The sequence below is a fragment of the Amorphoplanes friuliensis DSM 7358 genome (genome assembly GCF_000494755.1).
Classification (GTDB): domain Bacteria; phylum Actinomycetota; class Actinomycetes; order Mycobacteriales; family Micromonosporaceae; genus Actinoplanes; species Actinoplanes friuliensis.
In genome coordinates, this window is the sequence record NC_022657.1 from 2,378,792 (window position 1) to 2,400,619 (window position 21,828).

Genomic DNA, 21,828 nt, shown 5'->3' on the forward strand with positions numbered 1-21,828 from the left:
GCCGTGACCACCGCTGACCTGCCTCCGGCGACCAAGGACGCGAGCACCGCCCGCGCCGAGGCGGTGCTGTCACGTCTGCAGCTGCTGGTGACGCGCAAGCTCGACGGTCTGCTTCAGGGCGACTACGCGGGGCTCCTCCCCGGTCCCGGAAGTGAGGCGGGGGAGAGCCGGGAGTACAGGCCCGGTGACGACGTCCGGCGCATGGACTGGCCGGTCACCGCCCGGACCACGTTGCCGCACGTCCGGCGTACGGTCGCGGACCGTGAGCTGGAGACGTGGATGGCGGTGGACCTGTCGGCCAGCCTCGACTTCGGCACCGCGGCGATGCTCAAGCGTGATCTGGTACTGGCCGCAGCGACGGCGATGGCTCACCTGACCGTCCGTGGCGGCAACCGCATCGGCGCTGTGGTCGGTACGGGTTCGGGTGTCGTGCAGCGTGAGCAGCGCGGCTTCCCGTGGCGGCGGCGCCCGGAGCGGGCCGAGCAGGCGCCCGAGTCGGCGCCGGTCGTCCGCATGCCGGCCCGCCCCGGGCGCAAGGAAGCTCAGGGGATGCTGCGCGCCATTGCGCGTACCCGGATCAGGCCCGGACGGACCGACCTGGGTGCGCTGATCGACCTGCTGAACCGGCCGCCGCGCCGCCGGGGTGTCGCCGTGGTCATCTCCGACTTCATGGCGCCGGTCGACGGCTGGTCACGCCCGATCCGCAAGCTGGGCGTGCGGCACGACGTGCTGGCGATCGAGGTGGTCGATCCCCGCGAGCTGGAGCTGCCCGACGTCGGCGTGCTCACCCTGGCCGACCCGGAGACGGGCGCGCTGCACGAGGTGCAGACGGCCGACCCGGAGCTGCGCGCCCGGTACGCCGAGGCGGCGGGCAACCAGCGCGGTGAGATCGCCCGGGCGCTGCGCGCCGCCGGCGCCGCCCATCTGAGACTGCGCACCGACACCGACTGGCTGCTCGACGTCGTCCGTTTTGTGGCGGCGCAGCGGCACGCACGAACCCGGGGGACCACACGATGATCCGTTTCCTGCAGCCGTGGTGGCTGCTCGCCGTGCTCCCCGTGCTGCTCGTGACGGGCGCGTACGCGTGGCGCCAGTTCCGCCGCCGCACGTACGCGATGAAGTTCACGAACGTGGATCTGCTCCGCACGCTGGCGCCGAAGGGTCTGGGCTGGCGCCGTCACGCGGCGGCCGGCGCATTCGTGCTGAGCCTGCTGGCCCTCGCGCTGGCCATGGCCCGGCCGTCGATCGACCGCGAGGAGCCCCTGGAACGCGCGACGGTGATGCTGGCGATCGACGTCTCGCTGTCGATGGAGGCCGACGACGTCGCCCCGAACCGCATCGAGGCGGCCCAGGAGGCGGCGAAAGCGTTCGTCCAGGAGCTGCCGCCGACCTACAACCTGGGCCTGGTGTCGTTCGCGAAGTCGGCGAACGTGCTGGTGTCGCCGACCAAGGACCGTTCCGCGGTCATCGCCGGCATCGACGGGCTGACGCTGGCCGAGGCGACCGCGACCGGCGAGGCCGTCTTCACCTCACTCGACGCGATCCGTTCGGTTCCGGCCGACGGCGCGGACGGCGCCCCACCGGCGCGCATCGTGCTCCTGTCGGACGGCTACCGGACCTCGGGCCGCTCGGTCGAGGACGCGGGTGCGGCGGCGGAAGCGGCGAACGTGCCGGTGTCGACGATCGCCTTCGGCACCGACACCGGTGTGGTCGACATCCGCGGTCAGTTGCAGCGGGTGCCGGTGGACCGGTTGTCGTTGCAGCAGCTGGCGGAGAAGACGAAGGGCTACTTCTACGAGGCCGCGTCGGTGTCGGAGCTCAAGCAGGTCTACGAGGACATGGGCAGCTCGATCGGCCACCGCGTCCAGCCCCGCGAGGTCACCCAGTGGTACGCGGGAATCGCGCTCCTGCTCGGCTTGATCGCGGGCGGCATGAGTCTGTTGTGGACGTCCCGGCTGCCCTAGTGGCAGCCGGGAATCCGGCTCTCAGGGTGCCGATCGTCAGGGTGCACTGTGCACCAGCACGAAGAGGATGACCACCCAGGCGGCGGCGAGGGTGAAGCTGAGCGGTGCGACGAACTTGCTCATGGCTGTGACTTTCCGGTGAGAACCGATGGGGAAAGTGCGCACACGAAGCGTCGCGGCCGGCACCCTCGCTCCGTCGCGGCGCACGACGCCGTCCGGGCTCCGGCACGAGGACGGAGCCGCGGTGCGGCAAGTTGGAGCGGGGATGGTTCTGCGTCAGCGGGTCGAGCTCAGAGATCGAGGTCAGAGCGGCTGACGAGCGGCCCGGCCACGACTGGGAGGATCGCTATCTCGCACAGCGATCACCTCCGTCAGTAGTCCGGGCTCGAGAACCGTCGAAGAGCGTACCTCTTAAGCCCCGCTTAAAGAAACTCGGCTCGCCGTGGTGTCGCCCACGGGTCGCGGCGGCCAGAACGAGGGCCAGGACAGGTAGCCACAGCGCGCGTCCGGCGGCCCAGGACGGGCCGGTCGGTGCCGTCAGAAGTCCGGGCATCGCGGGGTTGACGAGGGCCGCAACCCCGGCGACCGCGAGCAGAACACTCTGGTGCGTCAGGTAGATCGGGGCGGCGGCACGGTTGATGGCGGCGACCGGACGCCAGACGCGGTCGTGCCGCATCAGCCGCAGGATCGGCCCGCGCAGCAGCAGAAATACACCTGTCTGGGTGACGGCGAGCGCGACCGCCACGAGGGACGGCGGCGACAGGTTGGACCGCTCGGCGCCGGGGATGCCGACCGCGGAGGCGGGGAAGTGGCCGTAGCGGATCAGGGCGACCATCGCGGCCGCACCGCCGAACGCGAGGGCAGCGCCGGTGTAGGCCAGCATGGTGTTCCTGTCGCTGGTCCGGGTGTAGCCGGCAACGAGCATTCCTAGCAGCCACGGCACCGCCCATGCCGCCGGAACCGCAACGAGCCCCGGAACCAGGGCGACGACTGCGATCGGCACCACGAGCAGGACCGGGCCGGTCCGGTGGAGGATCCGTTGCAGGGCCGGGGTCGCCAGGGACAACGCCAGGTATGGCAGCAAGAACCACAGCGGGCTGACGACGAGGCCGGCGATCGTGTGCAGGGTTGCCGCCGGGGCGTCGAACGCGGCGGCGAGCAGGAGCAGCGGCGCCCACACGGCGAGCAGGCCGAGCACCGGCCACGCATACCGCCCGAGCCGTACGGGGGTGCGGGATCGGGCCGCGGCGAAGCCACCCGCGAAGAAGAACAACCCGAGGGTCTGGAGCACCCACGACACGGGTGCGGCGCCGGGCATGGCCACGAGCGGGCTGACGGTGTGCAGCCCGTCCGCGTCGGGGACCAGCCCGGTCACCAGCCAGTGCCCGGCCACCACACCGAGCACGGCAAAAGCCCGCACCGCGTCGACACTGCGATCCCGCCCGTCGCCCGTCACGCCGCACCCGCCGAGGTGGTCAGGACGATCGAGGCGACCGCGTCGAGGGTCGCGGTGCCGGGGCAGAGGTAGCCGTCGTGGCCCGTCACACCGTCGGTCGGCAGCGCCACCGCTCCGAAAGCCGGCGCCGATGGCCGCCGCCCGTGCCCGAGATGCAGCAGCCGCAGCTGCGGCACCCGCCGGATCCAGTCGGCGGGGGCCAGCGCGGACCACACCCGGGCGCCCCCGAGGTCCGCCGCCGAGTCGACGCCCATCCCGGGCGCTCCGAGCGCGACGATGTCGGCGACCCGGGGCAGCCGGGACGCGGCCAGGCCGGCGACCAGTGCGCCGTAGCTGTGCCCGATCACCGTGACCCGGACCCGTGCGGGCAGTCCTCGGACGAACGTTGTCAGGGCCGCGGCCCCGGCGCGGGCCCGTACGTCGCGGGCGGCTTCCAGCGACAGGCCTTCCGGTGGGTCGTAGCCGAGCCACGCGATGACCGCGACCCGCGCGCCTGGTTCGAGGGACTGCAGCCGGGCGTGCAGTACCCGCGCCTGGACGGCCGGCGCCCGGCGGGCGACACCGCCGAGCCCGCGGTCGAAGTTCCGCAGGGTCGTGTCGACGCCGGGCACCAGCACGGCGATCCGGTCGGCCGTCCCGAGATCGCCGAGCACCTCGACGGCGAGACCGTCGCCGCGCGGATCGAAGGTCAGGAACTGCCGCCCGGCCGGCGACCGCGGGACGTCCGCGACCTCGGGGGAGAGCCTGGTGACGGGGACGGGAAGTGCCAGGGTCAGGGTGAGAAGAGCCAGGGGAATCCGCATGGCCAGGACCATGCGGGGACGGCCTGCCCCGGATCGTCAGTCCTGAGTGCTCACTGCGACGCCCTACCCGAGAGCTACTCCCCGGCGGCGACCAGACCTGACTCGTACGAGAAGACGACGGCCTGGGCCCGGTCGCGGAGTCCGAGCTTGGCCAGGATGCGGCCGACGTGGGTCTTCACGGTCTGCTCGGCCACCACCAGCTCCGCCGCGATCTCCTGGTTGGACCGGCCGCGGGCGATCAGCCGCAGCACCTCGGTCTCGCGCGGTGTCAGGCCGGTCAGCGCGGTGGGCCGTGGCCGCTCGCCCCGGGGCCGCGCCGCGAACTCCGCGATCAGCCGCCGGGTGACCGACGGCGCGAGCAATGCCTCACCGCCCGCCACGACACGGACCGCCTGCACCAGGTCGGCCGCCGGTGCGTCCTTGAGCAGGAAGCCGCTCGCCCCGGCCCGCAACGCCTCGTAGACGTAGTCGTCGAGGTCGAAGGTGGTCAGGATCAGCACCTTGACCGCGGAGCCGGGTGTCAGCAGCCGCCGGGTCGCCTCCAGGCCGTCCATCACCGGCATCCGCACGTCCATCAGGACCACGTCCGGGTCGAGGCGCCGGGTCGCCGCGATCGCCTGCTCGCCGTCGGCCGCGTCGCCGACCACGAGCAGGTCCGGCTGCGCGGCGAGCAGCGCCCCGAAACCCTGCCGGACCATCGCCTGGTCGTCCGCGATCAGAACCCGGATCACGTGCCCTCCCCGAGTGGCAGTCGTGCGTCGACACGGTAACCGCCGCCGGGCTGCGGGCCGGCCTCGAGCGTGCCGCCGAGCAGCGCGGCCCGCTCCCGCATGCCGATCAGCCCGTGCCCGGGACCACCGGCCGCCACCGCCGGGGAGCCGGGCCCGTTGCCGACCTCCAGCCGCAGCAACCCCGCACTGCCGCGGACCGCGACGTGCACCGGGCCGCCCGGCGAGTGCCGGGCCGCGTTCGCGAGAGCTTCCTGCACGATCCTGTACGCGGCCAGCCCGACCGCCTCCGGCACGTGCTCGATCCCCTCGGTCTCGAGGCGGACCGTGACACCGGCCCGCCGGGCGGTCTCGACCAGCGCGCCCACGTCGGACAGTCCCGGCTGCGGCGCCAGCAGGGTGTCGCTGTCCTCGGCCCGCAGCACGCCGAGCAGCCGCCGCATGTCCGTCAGCGCCTCACGCGCCCCGGAGGCGATCGTGGTGAACTCGGCCAGTGCTGGCTCGGGCAGCCCGGTGATCCTGTAGGGCGCGGTCTCGGCCTGGACGGCGATCATCGACATGTGGTGTGCCACCACGTCGTGCATCTCGCGGGCGATGCGGGCACGTTCCTCCAGCACCGCCCGGCGGGCCTTCTCGAGCTCGGTCAGCTCGGTCTGCTGGGCCAGGGCCTCGCGGCTGCGCCGCCGCCGTGACACCAGGTCGCCGGCGAGGGCGACGGCGATGAACCACACGGTGACGCCCCAGGCGTTGGTCCACGGCGCCAGCAGGAAGAGCGGCACGATGTTGAGCGCCGTCACCCAGGCGACAACACCCGGTTCCTCGCGGCGGACCAGCAGGATCAGCACGATGAGGAAGCCGATGATCTGGACCGTCGTCCAGGGCCAGGCCTCCCGGGGCCCCTTGCCGAGCGCCCCGACGAACAGCAGGGGGTACGAGATCCGCCAGGCGAGCAGCGGCCGGCGGAAGGCCAGCAGGACCGGGAGCACCGCCCAGACCGAGAGCACCACGGCGATGAACTGACCCGTCGAGCGGTTCTCGAGCAGATACTGCCCGTTGGCCAGCCCGGCGCCGAGCAGGGCGAGCAGGCCGAGCGGTACGGCGTACACCTGGATCTTGGTCAGGCGGCGGGAAAGGACCGGCGCCGGGGGACGGTCCGGACCGGAAACCACCCGCCGCAGAGCGCCGACAACCTCCATCCCGGCAGGTTACGGTCCGCCGCACCGGCGCGTCGTGCCCCTCAGGGACGATCTCGATGCCCTACTCAGGTATGACAAGGGCCGGGTTCCTCCTACCCGCAGGTAACGCCTAGTCTTCGAGCGGTCCGAGTCCCGAGAGCAGAGGAGTACGCGTGGCCCGCACCGTGTTGGTGACCGGAGGTAACCGCGGCATCGGCCTGGCCATCGCCCAGGCGTTCGCCGCGCAGGGCGACCGGGTCGCCGTGACACACCGCGGCAGTGGCGCGCCCGACGGCCTGTTCGGGGTCGAGTGCGACATCACCGACTCCGCTGCCGTCGACGCGGCGTTCTCGGAGGTCGAGAAGGAACTGGGCCCGGTCGAGGTGCTCGTCGCCAACGCCGGCATCACCGACGACACGCTGCTGCTGCGCATGTCGGAGGAGCAGTTCACCCGGGTGCTGGACACCAACCTGACGGGCTCGTTCCGGGTCGCCAAGCGCGCCAGCAGCAAGATGCTGCGCGGCAAGTGGGGCCGGATCATCTTCATCTCCTCGGTGGTCGGGCTCTACGGCGGGCCGGGCCAGGTGAACTACGCGGCGAGCAAGGCCGGCCTGGTCGGCATGGCCCGCTCGATCACCCGGGAGCTGGGCAGCCGTAACATCACGGCGAACGTGGTCGCACCGGGATTCATCGACACCGAGATGACCGACGTGCTGACCGACGCCCGCAAGGCGGAGATCCTCAAGGCGATCCCGGCCGGGCGGCTCGCGGCTCCGGCCGAGGTCGCCCAGGCGGTGCTGTTCCTGGCCGGCGACGGCGCGGCGTACATCTCGGGTGCGGTCGTCCCGGTCGACGGCGGCCTCGGCATGGGTCACTGACCCGCCTCTGCGAAACGGAGAATCACCAGTGTCTGGACTGCTCGCCGGCAAGCGCCTGCTCATCACCGGCATCATCACCGACGCGTCGATCGCCTTCTCGGCGGCGAAGATCGCCCAGGAGAACGGAGCGACCGTCGTGCTCACCGGTTTCGGCCGGATGTCGCTGGTCGAGCGGATCGCCAAGCGGCTGCCGGAGCCCGCGCCGGTCATCGAGCTCGACGTGACCAGCCAGGACGACCTGGACGCGCTGGCGGGCAAGGTCCGCGAGCACGTCGACGGTCTCGACGGTGTGCTGCACTCGATCGCGTTCGGCCCGCAGAGTGTGCTCGGCGGTGAGTTCCTCAACGCCGGCTGGGCGGACGTCGCCAAGGCACTGGAGGTCTCGACCTTCTCGTACAAGTCGCTGGCCATGGCCTGCGTGCCGATGATGGGCCGTGGCGGCAGTGTCGTCGGGCTGACCTTCGACGCGACCAAGGCGTGGCCGGTCTACGACTGGATGGGCGTGGCCAAGGCCGGTCTCGAGTCGGCGTCGCGGTACCTGGCGCTGCACCTCGGCAAGCAGGGCATCCGCAGCAACCTGGTCTCGGCCGGGCCGCTGCGCACGATGGCGGCCAAGTCGATCCCGGGCTTCGTGCAGTTCGAGGACGCCTGGGCCGAGCGGGCGCCGCTGGGCTGGGACCTGAGCGACCAGGAGCCGACCGCACGGGCGATCTGCGCCCTGCTGTCCGACTGGTTCCCGGCCACGACGGGCGAGATCGTGCACGTCGACGGTGGGTATCACGCTCTGGGGGCATGAGACCCCAATAAGTCTGACTTGTGGAGGTTTTTCGTAAACGAAAGATCTTTCGCATATGTCGGGCTTAAATTCGCCAGGTGGCGAACGGGCGCATGTTCTCAGCTTCCTCGCAGCATGTGCGGTCCGCCGCGCTGCTCCTGGCAGTGCTGGTCGCGGTCGGGCTCGTGGGTCCGCCCACGGCGGCCCAGGCCGCGGCCGGCACGATCAACACCACGGCGCAGGGTGTGCGAGCGGCCATCACGCTGCTCGGTGGCATCTCGCTGCCCATCACCACCCCGCAGAGCACCTGGCAGACCGGTCAGGCCGCGAACACCCGCACGACGGCCTCGATCGGCGGCCAGAACATTCTGGGCTCCGGCACGGTCCGGGCGGCCACGGGCCCGTCCGCCGGCGGTGGCACCGCGTCCGCCGAGGTCGAGGGTCTGAGCCTGCTCGGCGCGTCGACGATCGGCGCGGATGCCGTCAGCACGACCTGTCTGATGACGGCGTCGAGCATCAGCGGTGACACCGACGCGGTCAATCTGAACATCGCCGGCAACGCCGTCAACCCGACCGCGAACACGAACATCAGCATCCCCAGCGTCGCCGGCGTCGTCGTCGACCGGCAGACCGCCACGTACGCGTCGTCGACCGGGCGTCTGACGTACACGGTCCGGGGTCTTGATGTGTCCCTGCTCGGCGGCGGGCTCGCTGGCGTGGCGAGCGGCTCGGTCGTCGTGGCCGAGTCGACCTGTTCCGGCATCGTCAACCTGAGCGCGATCACCACCTCCGGCCGGACGATCGTGCCGGGCAACTCGGGCACGCCGACCGTGAACGTGACCAACAACGGTGACATCGCGGCCCCGAACACCGTCATCACGATCCCGGCGCCGCCGTCCGGTTACACGCTGGGCACGGTGACGACCACCGGTGGCGGCACCTGCACCAGCAGCACGACCAACGTCCGCTGCACCGGCGTGACCGTGCCGGGCGCGGGCAGTGTCACCGTCTCGCTGCCGGTCACCGTGGCCTCCTCGGGTGCGGACGCGTCCAACTGGGCGCCGTCCTCCGGTGCCATCACGGCGATCAGCACGCCGGTCGCGGCCGTTCCCGGCACCACGCTGTCGGTCACCGGCAACGGCACCCTGGTGACGGTCGGCGCGCCGCAGACCACCGGCGGCACCATCACGGTCACGCCGATGACCGTGCCGGCCGGCAAGAACGCGTCGACGCCGATCACCGTCACCAACCAGGGCCCGTCCGACGCGACCACCACCGTCACGATCCCGATCTCGGGCCGCCCCGCCGGCCTCTCCGTCATGTCGGCCACCGTCGGCGGCAACAGCTGCGGCGTCACCTCCACTGCCATCACCTGTACGGGTGTGACGGTGCCCGCCAACGGCAGCACCGCCATCAGCGTCCGCGTGGCGGCGACGACCACCACCGCGCCCGGTGTCACCTGGGCGGTCAGCGGCATCACCGCGACGCTCAACGGCCGCGCCCTCAGCGGCGGCGGCCAGCTGGTCACGGTCAGCGACCCGGATGTGAACTTCACCAACGGCGTCACGATCACCTCCGACACCGGTGTGCCCGGCGGGCCCTCCGCGGTGCCCAGCGTCAAGGTCACCAACGTCGGTGTCGTCGCGGCCACCGACGCCGTGATCACGCTGCCCGCGCCGCCCGCGGGCTACACGGTCGGCACCGTGACCACCACCGGTGGCGGTACGTGCACGAGCACCACGACCTTCGTGCGCTGCACCGGTGTCACGGTGCCGGCGATGGGCTCGACGACCGTGTCGGTGCCCGTACGCCTCGCGTCGAACGTGACCGCCGACTGGGTCGCCTCCACGGGTGCCGCGGTGACCGCCACCAGCGGCGACTCCACGGGTACGGCCACCGGCCCGCTGGTCACGGCCAACCCCGGCTGGACCCTGTCGGCCGAGGCGACCGGGCCCGCGCCCAACACGGTGTCGGCCGGTCAGGACACCTCGATGCAGGTCGTCGTGACCAACGAGGGCCCGTCGGACGCCACCGGTGCGGTCTTCACCGTGATCGCTCCCGGCTCGACGACGTTCCGGACGCTGACCGGCACCGCCGCCCAGGTCTGCACCCAGACCGCGCCCGGCGCGCTGCGCTGCACGGTGTCGCTGGTGGCCGACGCCGACCTGACGCTTGCCCTGCCGCTCACCGTGTCGGCGCAGGCGAGCACCAGCGCCCCGCTGAGCGGCGGGTGCGTGAGCTTCAACGGCGACGGGGACTGCGCCGACGCCGACGACGTGGCGCTGCCGGACCTCACGCTGCGTACCCCGATCGGTGGCCGCCTGGACGTCAGGTTCACGCCGCCGACCATCACGCCCGGCAGCACCGGCCCGAGCCGGATCACGCTCAGGTCGACGCGGGCGGAGTCCGGTCTGACGGTGACCGTCCCGACCGGTGGCCTGCCGACCGGGATGCGCGTCACGACCAGCAGCGTTCCGTCGGGCAGCTGCACCACGGGCGCGTCCCAGGTCTCCTGCACCGGCATCAGCCTGACCGCCAACCAGGCGATCGACCTCACCCTCACCGTCGAGGTGGCCTCCTCGGTCACGGCCGGTACGCGGTGGATCGCCGACGGCATCGTGGTCGCGGACGGCCCCGAGCAGCTGACCTACAACAACATCACGCTCGCCATCACCGGCGACCCCGTCGTCGACGTGACGGCCACGGCGACCGGTCCCGCGCCGGGAACGGTCCAGCCCGGCGGCAACGGCAACCTCACGGTGGTCGTGTCGAACGCCGGCCCCTCGGACGCCACCGACTACACGTTCACGGTGCTGGCCCCGACGAGCACGCGGTTCGACACCCTGGCCGCGCCGGCGGCGACGTACTGCACGCTCAGCTCGGACACCCGCGCGGTCTGCACGGTGGATCTGGCCGACGACACGAGCACACCCGGGCTGGTGTTCCGGCTGCTGGTGGACGCGTCCGCGGACCCGTACACCCCGCTCGCCGGTGGCTGTGTCGACCTGGACGGCCGCAACGGCTGCGGCACGAACGACACCACGGTCACCCCGATCGTGCTCGGCGCCCCGCTGGACCGGCGGCTCACGGTGACCACCGACCCGGTCACCGTCACGCCGGGCCGCCAGGACGTCGGTCACATCGAGCTCACCGCGACCCGGGGTGACGTCGCCGGTCTGACCGTCACCGTCCCGCTCGACGACCTGCCCGCGGGCCTGACCCTGATCACGCAGAGCGCCACCAGCGGCTCCTGCACGCTGGGCGTCGGCCAGGTCACCTGCTCCGGCATCAACGTCCTGAACGGCGCGACGGCTTTCGTCAACCTGACCGTCCGTGCGGCGCCGGGCGTCGCGCAGGGTGTCCGCTGGACGGTTCCGGACATCACCGTGGCCCAGGGCGCGGACTCGATCACTTTCCGCGGGCAGCTCGCGGTGACCGGTGCGCCCGACTACACCCTCGACGTGGACGTGACGCCCCCGGCGGGCCCGGTGACCCCGGGTGGCCCCGGCGCTGACCTGACCGTCGACCTCGACAACACCGGACCGTCGGACGCGCGTGCCGTGACCATCTCGGTCCTGGCGCCCGACGGCAGCACCTTCGGCCCGCTGACCGCGCCCACCTCCGGCTCCTGCCGGCTGGACTCGCCGACCCGTGCGGTGTGCACCCAGGACATCACCGTCGCGGTGAACCCCCGCTACGTCTTCCGGCTGCTCGTCTCCGGGGGAGTGGACCCGAACCAGCCGCTGACCGGTGGCTGCGTGGACGTGAACAACAACGGGGTCTGCGGTCCCGCGCCCGACACCGGGTTCCCGGCCATCCCGCTCACCCTGTCGTTCGACCGGCAGATCGACGTCGACACCGTCCCGGCCGTCATCACGCCCGGCAACACCGGCACGGCCCAGGTCCGGCTCACCGCCACGACCGCGCTGTCGAACCTGACCGTCACCATCCCGCTGGCCGGCAAGCCGCCGGCGATCACGGTCGTCCCGCTCGGGCTCGCCCCGCTGTGCACGCTCGACCTGGTCACCCTGAACGCGATCGTGTGCACCAACGTCAGCGTCCCGGCCAACGGCAGCACCGTGATCCCCATCCCGGTGCTGGTCCTGCCGGGTGCGGCGACCACGCTGGTCTGGTCCAGCCGCGCGCTGACCGTCGAGAACACCGCGGGTGACACCGCGACCGGCGCCGGGATCCTGGTCCGCACCGGTACGCCCGTCTACACGCTCACCGCGGGCATCACCGGCCCGGCGGCCGGGACGGTCGTGCCCGGCTCGACCACGTCGATGCGGGTCGTGCTGACCAACACCGGCCCGTCCACGGCCACCGACGCGGTCGTCACGCTGCGCGCCCCGGTCGGCACCGGCTTCGGCGATCTGACCGCGCCGATGACCAACAGCTGCCAGCGGGTCTCCAGCTCCCGGATCACCTGTGCGGTGACCATCGCGGTCAACGGCACGCTGACCTGGGACGTCCCGATCGTGATCCCCGGCAACGCCGACCCGTCGGTCAACCTCACCGGCGGCTGCGTCGACCTCGACGGCAACGGCGCCTGCGGCGGTGTCGCCGACCAGGTCATGCCCGACATCATCCTGCGCGCCCAGATGGGTCGCATCGCCACCATCAGCGCGGTCAACACGCCGATCACGCCCGGATCGAGCACCACCGCGCCGATCACGGTCCGGCTCAGCGAGGCCCGCGACGACGTCACGGTGACCATCGCCCGGGACACGCTGCCGGCCGGTGTCACGCTCACCGGCATCACCGGGCTGCCGTGCACCTCGACCGCGTCCGCCTTCACCTGCGGTGACTTCGACTTCGCCGCGAACGGCAGCGTGACACTCACCCTGGCTCTCACGGCGACCGCTGCGGCCGTACCCGGGGCGGTCTGGACACCGACCGTCACGGTCGCGCAGAGCGGCGACAGCGTGAGCCGCGGGGTGAGCGTGCTGACCGTGGCGCCGGACGACGCCCGCCTGGCCGTCACCATCCAGGTCCCCGCGCCCGGCACGATGATGCCCGGCGGCACCGGCGACCTGACCATCACGATCACCAACTCCGGCCCGTCGACGGCCCGGGGCGCCCGCTACTCGTTCCGCGCGCCGGCCGGCACCACCTTCCTGGCGCTGACCAGCCCGGTGGCCGACTACTGCGTGCGGGCCGCCGCCGACCGCGTCGACTGCACGGTGGACGTGCCCGGCAACTCCAACCTGCAGTTCGTCCTGAAGATCCAGGTGCCCGCCAGCACCGGCACCGACCAGCCGGTCGGCGACGGCTGCGTGGACACCAACCGCGACGGCGACTGCAACGACCCGACCGACCAGCCGATCCCCGACATCGAGCTGGGCTCGCCGCTGAGCGGCGACATCACCCTCAACACCCAGGTCGGCACGGGTACGCCGGGTCTCACGGCCACCGGTACGGTCACGGTTGCCGCCGAGAAGGCGATGACCGGCATCACCATCACGGTCCCGCTCGCCACCGTGCCGGCCGGCTTCACCGTCACCGGGGCCTCCGGACCCACCGGCTCCACCTGCACCCTGGCCACCGACAAGATCACCTGTACGGGTGTGAATGTTGTCGTCGGCACCAACACCGTCGCGTCGGTGACGGTGAAACTCGCCTCCAGCCTGACCGCGGGCGTCACCTGGACGGCGTACGCGATCGCGGCCGCTCGCAACGGCGAGACCGTCCAGACCAGCGGCGCGATCGTCACCACCGGCCCGCCGCAGCCGAACGTCACGTCCACCGTGACGCTGCCCAGCGGCCCGGTCACGCCGGGTACGACCACGACGATGACCGTCACGGTCACCAACGCCGGCCCGTCCGACGCGGTCAACCAGGTCGCGCTGATCTACGCGCCCGGCCAGACCACCTTCGGCCCGCTCTCGGGTCGTGCGGCCACCGACTGCAGCCTGCTCAGCACCACACGCGTCAGCTGCCAGTTCGACCTGGCCGCCAACGCCACCCCGCGCGTGTGGGTGCTGCCGGTGGTCGTGAACAGTGCGGCCGACCCGACCAAGCCGGTCGCCGGCGGCTGCGTGGCGCTCAACGGCGACACCACCGACTGTGACGAGCTGGCCGTGGGCCTGCCGCTGCGCAACACCACGACGGTGGCGCTCAACCAGGTCACCATCGCGCCGGGCGAGTCCGGCACGCCGACCATCACCATCGACTCCACGACCGAGCGGGAGAGCCTGTCCCTGGTCGTACCGCTGGAAGCGCTGCCGGACGAATTCACCGTGACCGGGGCGGAGACCGACGCCTCGCCCGGGCAGTGCGACGTGGCGGAGACCGAGGTGTCCTGCACCGACATGCCGGTCGACGCCGGTGACACCATCACGGTCGCCCTGACCGTCGAGGTGGCCGGCGGCGCCGCCAGCGACCTCGTCTGGACCGCGGGCAGCGTCACGCTGACCCGGGACGACGACGCCAACGACCAGCTCATCTCCAGCGGCAAACTTGTCACCACCGGCGTGACCGGCGACAACGTGACCACCACGTTCGGGCGGCTCACGGTCAACCCGGCCGCGCCCGGTCAGACCACCCGGCTCCCGGTCCGGTGGAAGAACACCGGCGACACCGACGCCGACCCGCACGTCATGGTCCTGGTCATCCCGGACGGCCTGACCCCGGGTACGCCGCTGCCGAGCGGTTGCGTCTGGGACGAGGGCACCAACTCGATCACCTGCACGCGGCCGATCGGCGCCGGTGAGACGCTGAGCTTCAGCATCCCGCTGGTGGTCGGCACCGAGATCGCGGCCGGCACCGTGATCAGTGGCGGCTGCCTCGACGCCGACCCGGCCAACTACACCTGTGGCGACGCCGGTGACCAGGCCCTGCCGACGCTGAGCGTGGTCGCCCCCAAGGTCGACCTGGTGCTCGGGGTGAAGAAGAAGACCACCTCCGCGGCCCGTGGCGGTCTGGCGCTGATCAAGCTGCAGTACCAGAACAACGGCACCGAGAGCGCCGCCGACGTCTCCTTCCTCATCGACCCGCCCCGGGGCGTCACGCTCGCCTCGGCCCGGATCCTGCTGGACGCGTTCGACGACGGCGGGGCGACCGTTGCCGCCGAGTGCGGCCCGGCGGACACCGGCGACGACAACACCGTCAGCTGCGTCGGCCCCGAGGCGGCGGTCGGGACCAAGAGCGAGCTCTGGCTCTACCTGCGGATCGCGAGCACCGCCCCCAGCGGGACCTATCCGGTACGCGTGACGATCAGCACGGCGAGCGCCGAGGGCAATGTCGTCAACAACACGGTCGAGGCGCTGCTCGCCATCGCCGGCGCACCGGACGACAACTCCAACAGTGGCGGCAGCGGCGGCGACAACCTGCCCACGACCGGCCAGAACCTGGTCGGCCTGCTGATCCTCAGCGTGCTGCTGGTGATCGCCGGTGTGATGCTGCGGGTCGGCGCCCGGCGCGGCCGGCAACGGGGGTGAGTGGGCGCCACCGGACGATCAGGGGGAGGATGGTCCGGTGGCGTACGACGCGTTTCTCCTGCTCTCCTTCGGTGGCCCCGAGCACCCCGACGACGTGATGCCGTTCCTGCGGAACGTGACCCGCGGACGCGGCATCCCCGAGGAACGTCTGACCGAGGTGGCCGAGCACTACTACCACTTCGACGGCGTGTCCCCGATCAACCAGCAATGCCGCGACCTGCTCGCGGCAGTCCAGGCGGAGTTCACCGCGCACGACATCGCGCTGCCGGCGTACTGGGGGAACCGCAACTGGACCCCCATGCTGGCCGACACGATGGCGCAGATGCGCGACGACGGGATCACCTCGGCGCTCGGCTTCGCCACCAGCGCGTACGGCGGTTACTCCTCCTGCAAGCAGTACTGGGAGGACATCGCCCAGGCCCGCGCCAAGGTCGGCCCCGGCGCGCCCGCGGTGGCGAAGCTCCGGCAGTTCCACGACCACCCCGGTTTTGTGACCCCGCACGCCGAGGCGGTCACGGCGGCGCTGGCGACCCTGGACCCGCAGCGCCGGGCCAGCACCCGGCTGGTCTTCACGGCCCACTCGATCCCGTCCTCGATGGCGGCCACGGCCGGTCCCGACGGCGGCCGCTACGAGGCCCAGCTGCACGAGACGGCCCAGCTCGTCCACGCCGCTGCCGCCCCCGACCTGCCCTGGGACCTGGTCTGGCAGAGCCGCTCCGGCCCGCCGCAGGTGCCGTGGCTGGAGCCCGACATCAACGACCACCTGACCGCCCTGGCGGAGAAGGACGTCACCGACGTCGTGGTCAGCCCGATCGGCTTCGTCTCCGACCACCTCGAGGTCCTCTGGGACCTCGACAACGAGGCCCGCGACACCGCAGCCGGCCTCGGCCTCGGCTACGCCCGCGCGGCCACCCCCGGCACCCACCCCGGCTTCGTCACGATGGTGCGCGAGCTCGTCGAGGAGCGGACCGCCGCTGTGCCGCGCGAACGGCTCGGTACGCTGCCGATCTGGGACCAGTGCCCGGCGAACTGCTGCCCGCCCCCTGCTCGCAGAGGAACATCATGACCGAACGCAAGGCCATCGAGACCTGGCTCACCGACATGGACGGAGTGCTCGTCCACGAGGGCGTGCCGGTGCCGGGTGCGCCCGAGTTCGTCAACCGGATGAAAAGCTCGGGCAAGCCCTTCCTCATCCTGACCAACAACTCCATCTACACCCCCCGTGACCTGCAGGCCCGCCTCAGCCGCATGGGCTTCGACGTCCCCGAGCAGTCGATCTGGACGGCCGCCCTGGCCACCGCCCAGTTCCTGGCCGGCCAGCGCCCGGGCGGCACCGCGTACGTGATCGGTGAGGCCGGCCTGACCACGGCCATGCACGCGGTCGGCTACGTCCTGAGCGACTACGCCCCGGACTACGTCGTGCTCGGCGAGACCCGCACCTACAGCTTCGAGGCCATCACCAAGGCCGTCCGCCTGATCAACGACGGCGCCCGTTTCATCTGCACCAACCCCGACGCCACCGGCCCCTCCAACGAGGGCGCCCTCCCGGCCGCCGGCTCCGTCGCCGCGATGATCTCCAAGGCCACGGGCGTCGACCCCTACTTCGTCGGCAAACCCAACCCGATGATGATGCGCTCGGCCCTCAACGTCATCGGCGGCCACAGCGAGAGCACCGCCATGATCGGTGACCGCATGGACACCGACGTCCTCTGCGGCCTCGAAGCCGGCCTCGAGACCATCCTGGTCCTGACCGGCATCAGCACCCGCGCGGAGAGCGAACGCTACCCCTACCGCCCCTCCCGCATCATCGACAGCGTCGCCGACCTCATCGCCGAGATCTGACCCGCCCGGGATCTGGGTGGCACATCCGGCTCGAGACGAAATTCGTCGAGCCGGAATTGCCGATGATCGTCCGCAGGGTGGACGGTGACGGTGATGGTGCTCCGGTCGTCGAAGCGGAAGCTGAAGACGGGATCAAGGTCGCACAGGACGGCGAATCCCTCCCGGTCTTCGTCGTTGGCAAGACGACCGTGGGCTTCCCACGCGGGTCCCTGGGTGGTGATCACCACTGAGACGTCGATGCCGGCGACCAGAGTGGTGGAGTTCGCCCACCAGTCGAGCCGGCCGTGACCCTCGTATCTGTCCACAGCAGCCATGATGGCAATCCCGGCATAATGCGGGCATGACTTTGACTGTGGGTGACGGGTCGACTCCGGTTATGGCGCTGCACGGCTGGTTCGGGTCGGCGCAGGGGTGGGGTGCGTTGCCCGCGCTGGTCGACCGGTCGCGGTTCACGTACGCGTTCCCGGAGTACCGGGGTTACGGCGAGCGCCGGGGTGTCGCCGGGGAGTTCAGTCTGGCGGAGGCGGCCGGCGACGTGCTGGCCGTTGCCGACGATCTGGGGTGGGAACGGTTTGCGGTTGTCGGCCACTCGATGGGTGCGAGTGTCGGCCAGCGTCTTCTCGCTGATGCTCCCGGCCGGGTCGAGCGGCTGGCCGGGATCAGCCCGGTCCCGGCCACCGGTGTCCCCTTCGACGAGCAGGGCTGGGCGCTCTTCAGCGGTGCCGCCGCCGATCCGGGCAACCGTCGCGCGATCATCGACCTGACCACCGGCAACCGCCTGGCCGGCAGCTGGCTCGACGACATGGTCAGCGCCTCTCTGGCCACCTCGGACACCGCGGCGTTCGCGGCCTACCTCACCGCCTGGGCCCGCACGGACTTCGCCGCCGACGTCACGGGCAACCCGGTGCCCGCCCTGGCCGTCATCGGCGAGCACGACCCCGCCATCGCCGAGCCCACGATGCGCGCCACCTGGCTGGCCCACTACCCGAACGCCCGCCTCGAGGTGCTGGCGAACGCCGGGCACTACGCGATGTACGAGACCCCGGTCCGCCTGGCCAGAATCCTCGACGACTTCCTCGCCTCCTAGGGCCGATCTTGACGGCCCGCGCCGGGCCCAGCTTCCGCCTCGCTGCGCGGGCCGGAAGGCCGCATACAACACCGGTATGACCCACTGGCGACGCGAAACCCCGACCTCGCCGCGACCTCGCCGAGGTCGGCAGGACACGCCCTAGGCTGGCCGCATGGCATCGAGCTGGGAAGAGTCCTACATCGGCGGTCTGCGTACCTTGGCGGGTGACGACCGGGTGCTGATCTCCATCGGTGCCCACAGTCTGGTCCGTGACCCGCAGGGGCGCATCGCGCTGATCCAGCGGTCGGACGACCGCACCTGGGCTCTGCCGGGCGGCACGATCGAGCTGGGTGAGACCCTCCGCGACTGTGCCGTTCGTGAGGTCCGGGAGGAGTGCGGGCTGATCGCGCACTCGGTGACGCCGTTCGGGCTCTACACGCGGGCCAAGGACTGGTCACCGAACGTCTTCGGGCACCGCTATCAGCACATCGCGCTGCTCTGCCGGGTCGACTCCTACGAGGGCGAGATCCTGCGCGAGACCGACGAGAGCGTCGACGCCGGCTGGTTCTCGCCGGACGCGCTTCCGGAGGGCACCGGTGGGCTGGTGCTGCGCGCCCTGGAGGACCTGGCGGCCTTCGAGCGGAACGGTGTTTTTGCGCTGGACTGACGGGTGAGACGAACGGCACCTCGGCTAGCGGTCAGGTCGTGCCGCGGCTGGCCGATCTCCTCCGGTGATCCCCTGGAGGAAACACCATGCTCGACCGGATGCCGCCGAAGGCACGTACCAGCCTTGCTCTGCTCCTTTTTGCCGGCGGGTCGGTCGGGCTCGGCCTGTTCACCCACGCGGTGGCCGGGTCGGCCGCCGAAGGGCTGCCGGCCGGGGACGCGCGGGCCGACCTCGAGCAGCTGGCCTCGATCGCGCTGTGGGCGCCGCTGGTCATCGCGCCGATCGCCGTGGTGCTGCAGCTGTCGGTGTGGCTGAGCATCGTGAAGGTGCTGCGGGTCGACGCCGGGGTGATCGCGGCGGCGGCCGGGGGTGACCTGAGCCCGCGGATGCCGGTGGTCGGCAAGGACGAGCTCGGGCAGATGGCCGGGGCCTACAACACGATGATGGACCGTTTCCAGGAGACGGTGGACGGCATCCGTCGTGCCGTCGGTGAGGTCACGACCTCGGCCGACAGCCTGCAGCGGGCCAGCGGCACGATGACCGCCGCCGCTGATGCCACCGCGGCCGAGCTGGGGACCGTGGCCCGGTCGGCCTCGCGGACCAGTGACGAGGTCGGTGCGATCGCCCAGGGTACGCAGCAGCTGCGCCAGGCCATCGCCGAGATCAGCACGAACACCTCGGACGTCTCGCGGATGACCGACGAGGCCGTGACCGGTGTCTCGCGGGCGACCGGCAACGTGACGCGGCTGCGGGACTCCAGCCAGGAGATCAACGAGGTGCTGCGGACGATCAACGCGATCGCGGCGCAGACCAACCTGCTCGCCCTGAACGCCACCATCGAGGCGGCGCGGGCGGGGGAGGCCGGGCGTGGGTTCGCCATCGTCGCCGGTGAGGTGAAGGAGCTGGCCCAGGCGACCGCGGCGGCGACCGAGGAGATCGCCCGGCGCATCGAGGGCATCCAGCACGACACCGGCGAGGCCGTCGACGCCGTCAGCGGCTTCTCGGACATCATCGGCGCGATCGCCGAGCACCAGCTGACGATCGCCGCGGCGGTCGAGGAGCAGACCGCCACCACCGCGTCGATGGTCGACGGTGCCGGCACGGTCAGCGCGGGCGCCGAGCAGATCAGTCATGCGATCGGCGCGGTGAGCTCCGCCGCCGGCGAGGTCCGCGGCGCCGCCGGCGACACCCACCGCGCGGTCGACGACCTCACGGCGACAGCAGCCCGCCTCCACAACCTGGCAGCGGTCTTCCGATCCTGAGAAGCTCAGGCCGTGGTGATCTGCGCGGCCAGGGTCGCCAGGGCCTGGGCGGAGCGACTGCCGGGCTCGGTGTGCATCAGCAGGATCTCCTGTCCGCCGGCGCCGGCCACGGCGAACTTCTCGACCAGTAACTCCAGATCACCGACCTGCGGATGCTTGATGGCGAAGGTCCCGCCGTGAGCTGTGCGCACGTCGTGCCGGCCCCACAGCTGCCGGAACCGGTCGCTGCGCAGGCTCAGTTCGCCGATCAGCGCGTGCAGGCGCTCGTCGTCGGTGTCCGTGCCGGCCTGGGCCCTCAGGTGGGCGACCACGGCCGCGGTGTAGCGCTGCCAGTCGGGATGGTAGCTGCGGACCTCGGCATCGATGAACAGCAACCGCAGGCGGTTCACACCCGGCGTCATGTCGGGGGAGAGCGCCTGCGCCAGCGGGTTGGCGGCCAGCACGTCGCTGTACTTGTTGAAGACGATGGCGGGCACGTTGAGCGTCTGCAGCAGCAGGCTGAGGTGCGGTGACACCTGCTCGGACCGCGGGACGGGACGACGGCGGGGCTGGTGGCTCGCGAGCGCCATCAGATAGGTCGTGCTCTCCGAGTCGAGCTGGAGGACCCGCGCCAGCGCGTCGATCACCTGGGCCGAGGGATGGCGGTCGCGGCCCCGTTCGAGGCGTACGTAGTATTCGGCGCTGATCCCGGCGAGCATGGCTACTTCCTCGCGGCGCAGGCCCGGCACCCGGCGCAGGGTGTTGCCGGCCGGCAGTCCGACCTCGGCGGGTGTCACCAGCTCGCGCCGAGCCCGCAGGAAGTCTCCGAGAGCGTTCTCCACGGGTCAACGGTATGCCGCCGGATCCGCGCCTGGGGTGTCCCTGCCACTACCCGTGACACCGGGGCCTGCCGCGATCGCGGACCGCTGAATACGCTCGATTGTATGACAAGTCACACATGGTTCATCACCGGCGTCAACAGCGGTTTCGGCCGGGAACTCACCCGTCAGCTGCTCGAGCGTGGTGACCGGGTCGCCGGCACCGTCCGCCGGGAGGGCTCCGTCGACGATCTCAAGGCTCAGTACGGCGACACGTTCTGGGTGGGCCACCTCGACGTCACCGACCTGCCCCGGATCCGCGAGGTCGTGGACGTGGCCTTCGCCGCGCTGGGCCGCATCGACGCGGTGGTGGCCAACGCCGGCTACGGCTTGTTCGGTGCGGCCGAGGAGCTCACCGACGAGCAGGTCCAGCACCAGATCGCCACCAACCTGCTCGGCTCCATCCAGACCGTCCGCGCCGCACTGCCCCACCTGCGCGCCCAGGGTGGTGGACGGTTGATCCAGATCTCTTCGGTCGCCGGTCTCTCCGCCCACGCGGGGGCCTCGCTCTACCACGCGAGCAAGTGGGGTGTCGAAGGTTTCATGGAGGCCCTCGCCCAGGAGGTGGCCCCGTTCGGCATCGAGGTCACGATCGTCGAGCCCGGCGGCGCGCGGACCGAGTTCACCCGGGGCAGTTTGCAGGTCGCCGAGCCGCTGGCCGCCTATGCGGGCACACCGGCGGCGATGGTGCAGGCGTTCAAGCAGACGTCCGTTCCCGTTTCGGGTGATCCCACGAAGATCGCGGCGCGCGTCATCGCGAGCATGGACCAGAAGCCGGCACCGCTACGGCTGGTGCTGGGCAGCGACTCCTACCAGGCAGTCACGTCCGCCCTGCGCAACCGCCTCGCCCAGATCGAACCGCAACAGGACACCGCGGCGCAGACCGACGCCGATTCCTGATGCCGGAACGACG

18 protein-coding genes are annotated in these 21,828 nt (G+C 71.6%); 11 read left to right on the plus strand and 7 right to left on the minus strand.

Features of this window, described 5'->3' with window-relative positions; all coding sequences use genetic code 11:
* Nucleotides 1-3: 3 nt before the first annotated feature.
* Together AFR_RS11110 and AFR_RS11115 are read left to right on the plus strand one after the other, a co-directional pair.
* Nucleotides 4-1,017: a DUF58 domain-containing protein gene (locus tag AFR_RS11110; RefSeq protein ID WP_023360413.1), complete on the plus strand. Its 1,014-nt coding sequence runs from the start codon at nt 4-6 to the stop codon at nt 1,015-1,017.
* Entirely contained in the window at nt 1,014-1,964 is a 951-nt protein-coding gene (locus AFR_RS11115) for a VWA domain-containing protein (protein WP_023360416.1), read from the plus strand. Before AFR_RS11110 ends, AFR_RS11115 begins: the two co-directional genes overlap by 4 nt.
* Nucleotides 1,965-2,000: 36 nt before the next feature.
* On the opposite strand, the gene AFR_RS48355 is transcribed toward AFR_RS11115, so the two are convergent.
* The 5 genes from AFR_RS48355 to AFR_RS11135 all read right to left on the minus strand — a co-directional run bounded on the left by AFR_RS48355 (nt 2,001) and on the right by AFR_RS11135 (nt 6,147).
* Entirely contained in the window at nt 2,001-2,129 is a 129-nt protein-coding gene (locus AFR_RS48355) for a hypothetical protein (protein WP_274519500.1), read from the minus strand.
* A gap of 181 nt (nt 2,130-2,310) precedes the next feature.
* Nucleotides 2,311-3,420, minus strand: coding sequence for an acyltransferase family protein (locus AFR_RS11120; RefSeq protein WP_023360418.1), 1,110 nt, complete (start codon nt 3,418-3,420; stop codon nt 2,311-2,313).
* Nucleotides 3,417-4,223 carry an alpha/beta hydrolase gene (locus tag AFR_RS11125; RefSeq protein WP_041842018.1) on the minus strand — a complete coding sequence of 269 codons (807 nt, stop codon included), beginning with the start codon at nt 4,221-4,223 and terminating at the stop codon, nt 3,417-3,419. The genes AFR_RS11120 and AFR_RS11125 overlap by 4 nt, the downstream gene beginning before the upstream one ends.
* Nucleotides 4,224-4,297: 74 nt before the next feature.
* Nucleotides 4,298-4,954 (minus strand): response regulator, encoded by a 657-nt coding sequence (locus tag AFR_RS11130; RefSeq protein WP_023360422.1) that lies wholly within the window; start codon nt 4,952-4,954, stop codon nt 4,298-4,300.
* A complete protein-coding gene (locus AFR_RS11135) occupies nt 4,951-6,147 on the minus strand; it encodes a sensor histidine kinase (RefSeq protein WP_023360423.1) in 1,197 nt (398 codons plus the stop codon). Before AFR_RS11135 ends, AFR_RS11130 begins: the two co-directional genes overlap by 4 nt.
* Before the next feature lie 152 nt (nt 6,148-6,299).
* Here AFR_RS11135 and fabG point away from each other — a divergent pair, with 152 nt between their 5' ends.
* The 5 genes from fabG to AFR_RS11160 all read left to right on the plus strand — a co-directional run bounded on the left by fabG (nt 6,300) and on the right by AFR_RS11160 (nt 17,060).
* Nucleotides 6,300-7,004: a 3-oxoacyl-ACP reductase FabG gene (fabG, locus tag AFR_RS11140; protein WP_023360424.1), complete on the plus strand. Its 705-nt coding sequence runs from the start codon at nt 6,300-6,302 to the stop codon at nt 7,002-7,004.
* Nucleotides 7,005-7,032: 28 nt separating this feature from the next.
* The gene (gene fabI, locus AFR_RS11145) at nt 7,033-7,800 is read left to right on the plus strand and encodes an enoyl-ACP reductase FabI (protein WP_023360426.1); all 768 of its coding nucleotides are present in this window, start codon (nt 7,033-7,035) and stop codon (nt 7,798-7,800) included.
* Nucleotides 7,801-7,892: 92 nt separating this feature from the next.
* Entirely contained in the window at nt 7,893-15,218 is a 7,326-nt protein-coding gene (locus AFR_RS11150; RefSeq protein ID WP_148307923.1) for a beta strand repeat-containing protein, read from the plus strand.
* 37 nt (nt 15,219-15,255) lie between these two features.
* A complete protein-coding gene (locus AFR_RS11155) occupies nt 15,256-16,284 on the plus strand; it encodes a ferrochelatase (protein WP_023360430.1) in 1,029 nt (342 codons plus the stop codon).
* Nucleotides 16,281-17,060: an HAD-IIA family hydrolase gene (locus AFR_RS11160; RefSeq protein ID WP_023360432.1), complete on the plus strand. Its 780-nt coding sequence runs from the start codon at nt 16,281-16,283 to the stop codon at nt 17,058-17,060. Before AFR_RS11155 ends, AFR_RS11160 begins: the two co-directional genes overlap by 4 nt.
* Here the strand turns inward: AFR_RS11160 and AFR_RS11165 are convergent.
* Nucleotides 17,006-17,365: a hypothetical protein gene (locus tag AFR_RS11165; protein ID WP_063749530.1), complete on the minus strand. Its 360-nt coding sequence runs from the start codon at nt 17,363-17,365 to the stop codon at nt 17,006-17,008. The genes AFR_RS11160 and AFR_RS11165 overlap by 55 nt on opposite strands.
* Nucleotides 17,366-17,400: 35 nt before the next feature.
* Here AFR_RS11165 and AFR_RS11170 point away from each other — a divergent pair, with 35 nt between their 5' ends.
* From AFR_RS11170 to AFR_RS11180, 3 genes are all read left to right on the plus strand, one after another.
* Nucleotides 17,401-18,147 carry an alpha/beta fold hydrolase gene (locus tag AFR_RS11170; RefSeq protein ID WP_041840784.1) on the plus strand — a complete coding sequence of 249 codons (747 nt, stop codon included), beginning with the start codon at nt 17,401-17,403 and terminating at the stop codon, nt 18,145-18,147.
* A gap of 154 nt (nt 18,148-18,301) precedes the next feature.
* A complete protein-coding gene (locus AFR_RS11175; RefSeq protein ID WP_023360436.1) occupies nt 18,302-18,796 on the plus strand; it encodes an NUDIX domain-containing protein in 495 nt (164 codons plus the stop codon).
* A 98-nt stretch (nt 18,797-18,894) separates the two neighbouring features.
* Complete coding sequence (locus AFR_RS11180) at nt 18,895-20,058, plus strand: methyl-accepting chemotaxis protein (RefSeq protein ID WP_158510521.1); 1,164 nt, start codon at nt 18,895-18,897, stop codon at nt 20,056-20,058.
* Nucleotides 20,059-20,063: 5 nt separating this feature from the next.
* Here the strand turns inward: AFR_RS11180 and AFR_RS11185 are convergent, their stop codons facing one another.
* Entirely contained in the window at nt 20,064-20,879 is an 816-nt protein-coding gene (locus AFR_RS11185; protein ID WP_023360440.1) for a helix-turn-helix domain-containing protein, read from the minus strand.
* A gap of 102 nt (nt 20,880-20,981) precedes the next feature.
* Between AFR_RS11185 and AFR_RS11190 the strand changes: the two genes are divergently transcribed.
* Entirely contained in the window at nt 20,982-21,815 is an 834-nt protein-coding gene (locus tag AFR_RS11190; RefSeq protein ID WP_023360442.1) for an SDR family oxidoreductase, read from the plus strand.
* Nucleotides 21,816-21,828 lie beyond the last annotated feature (13 nt).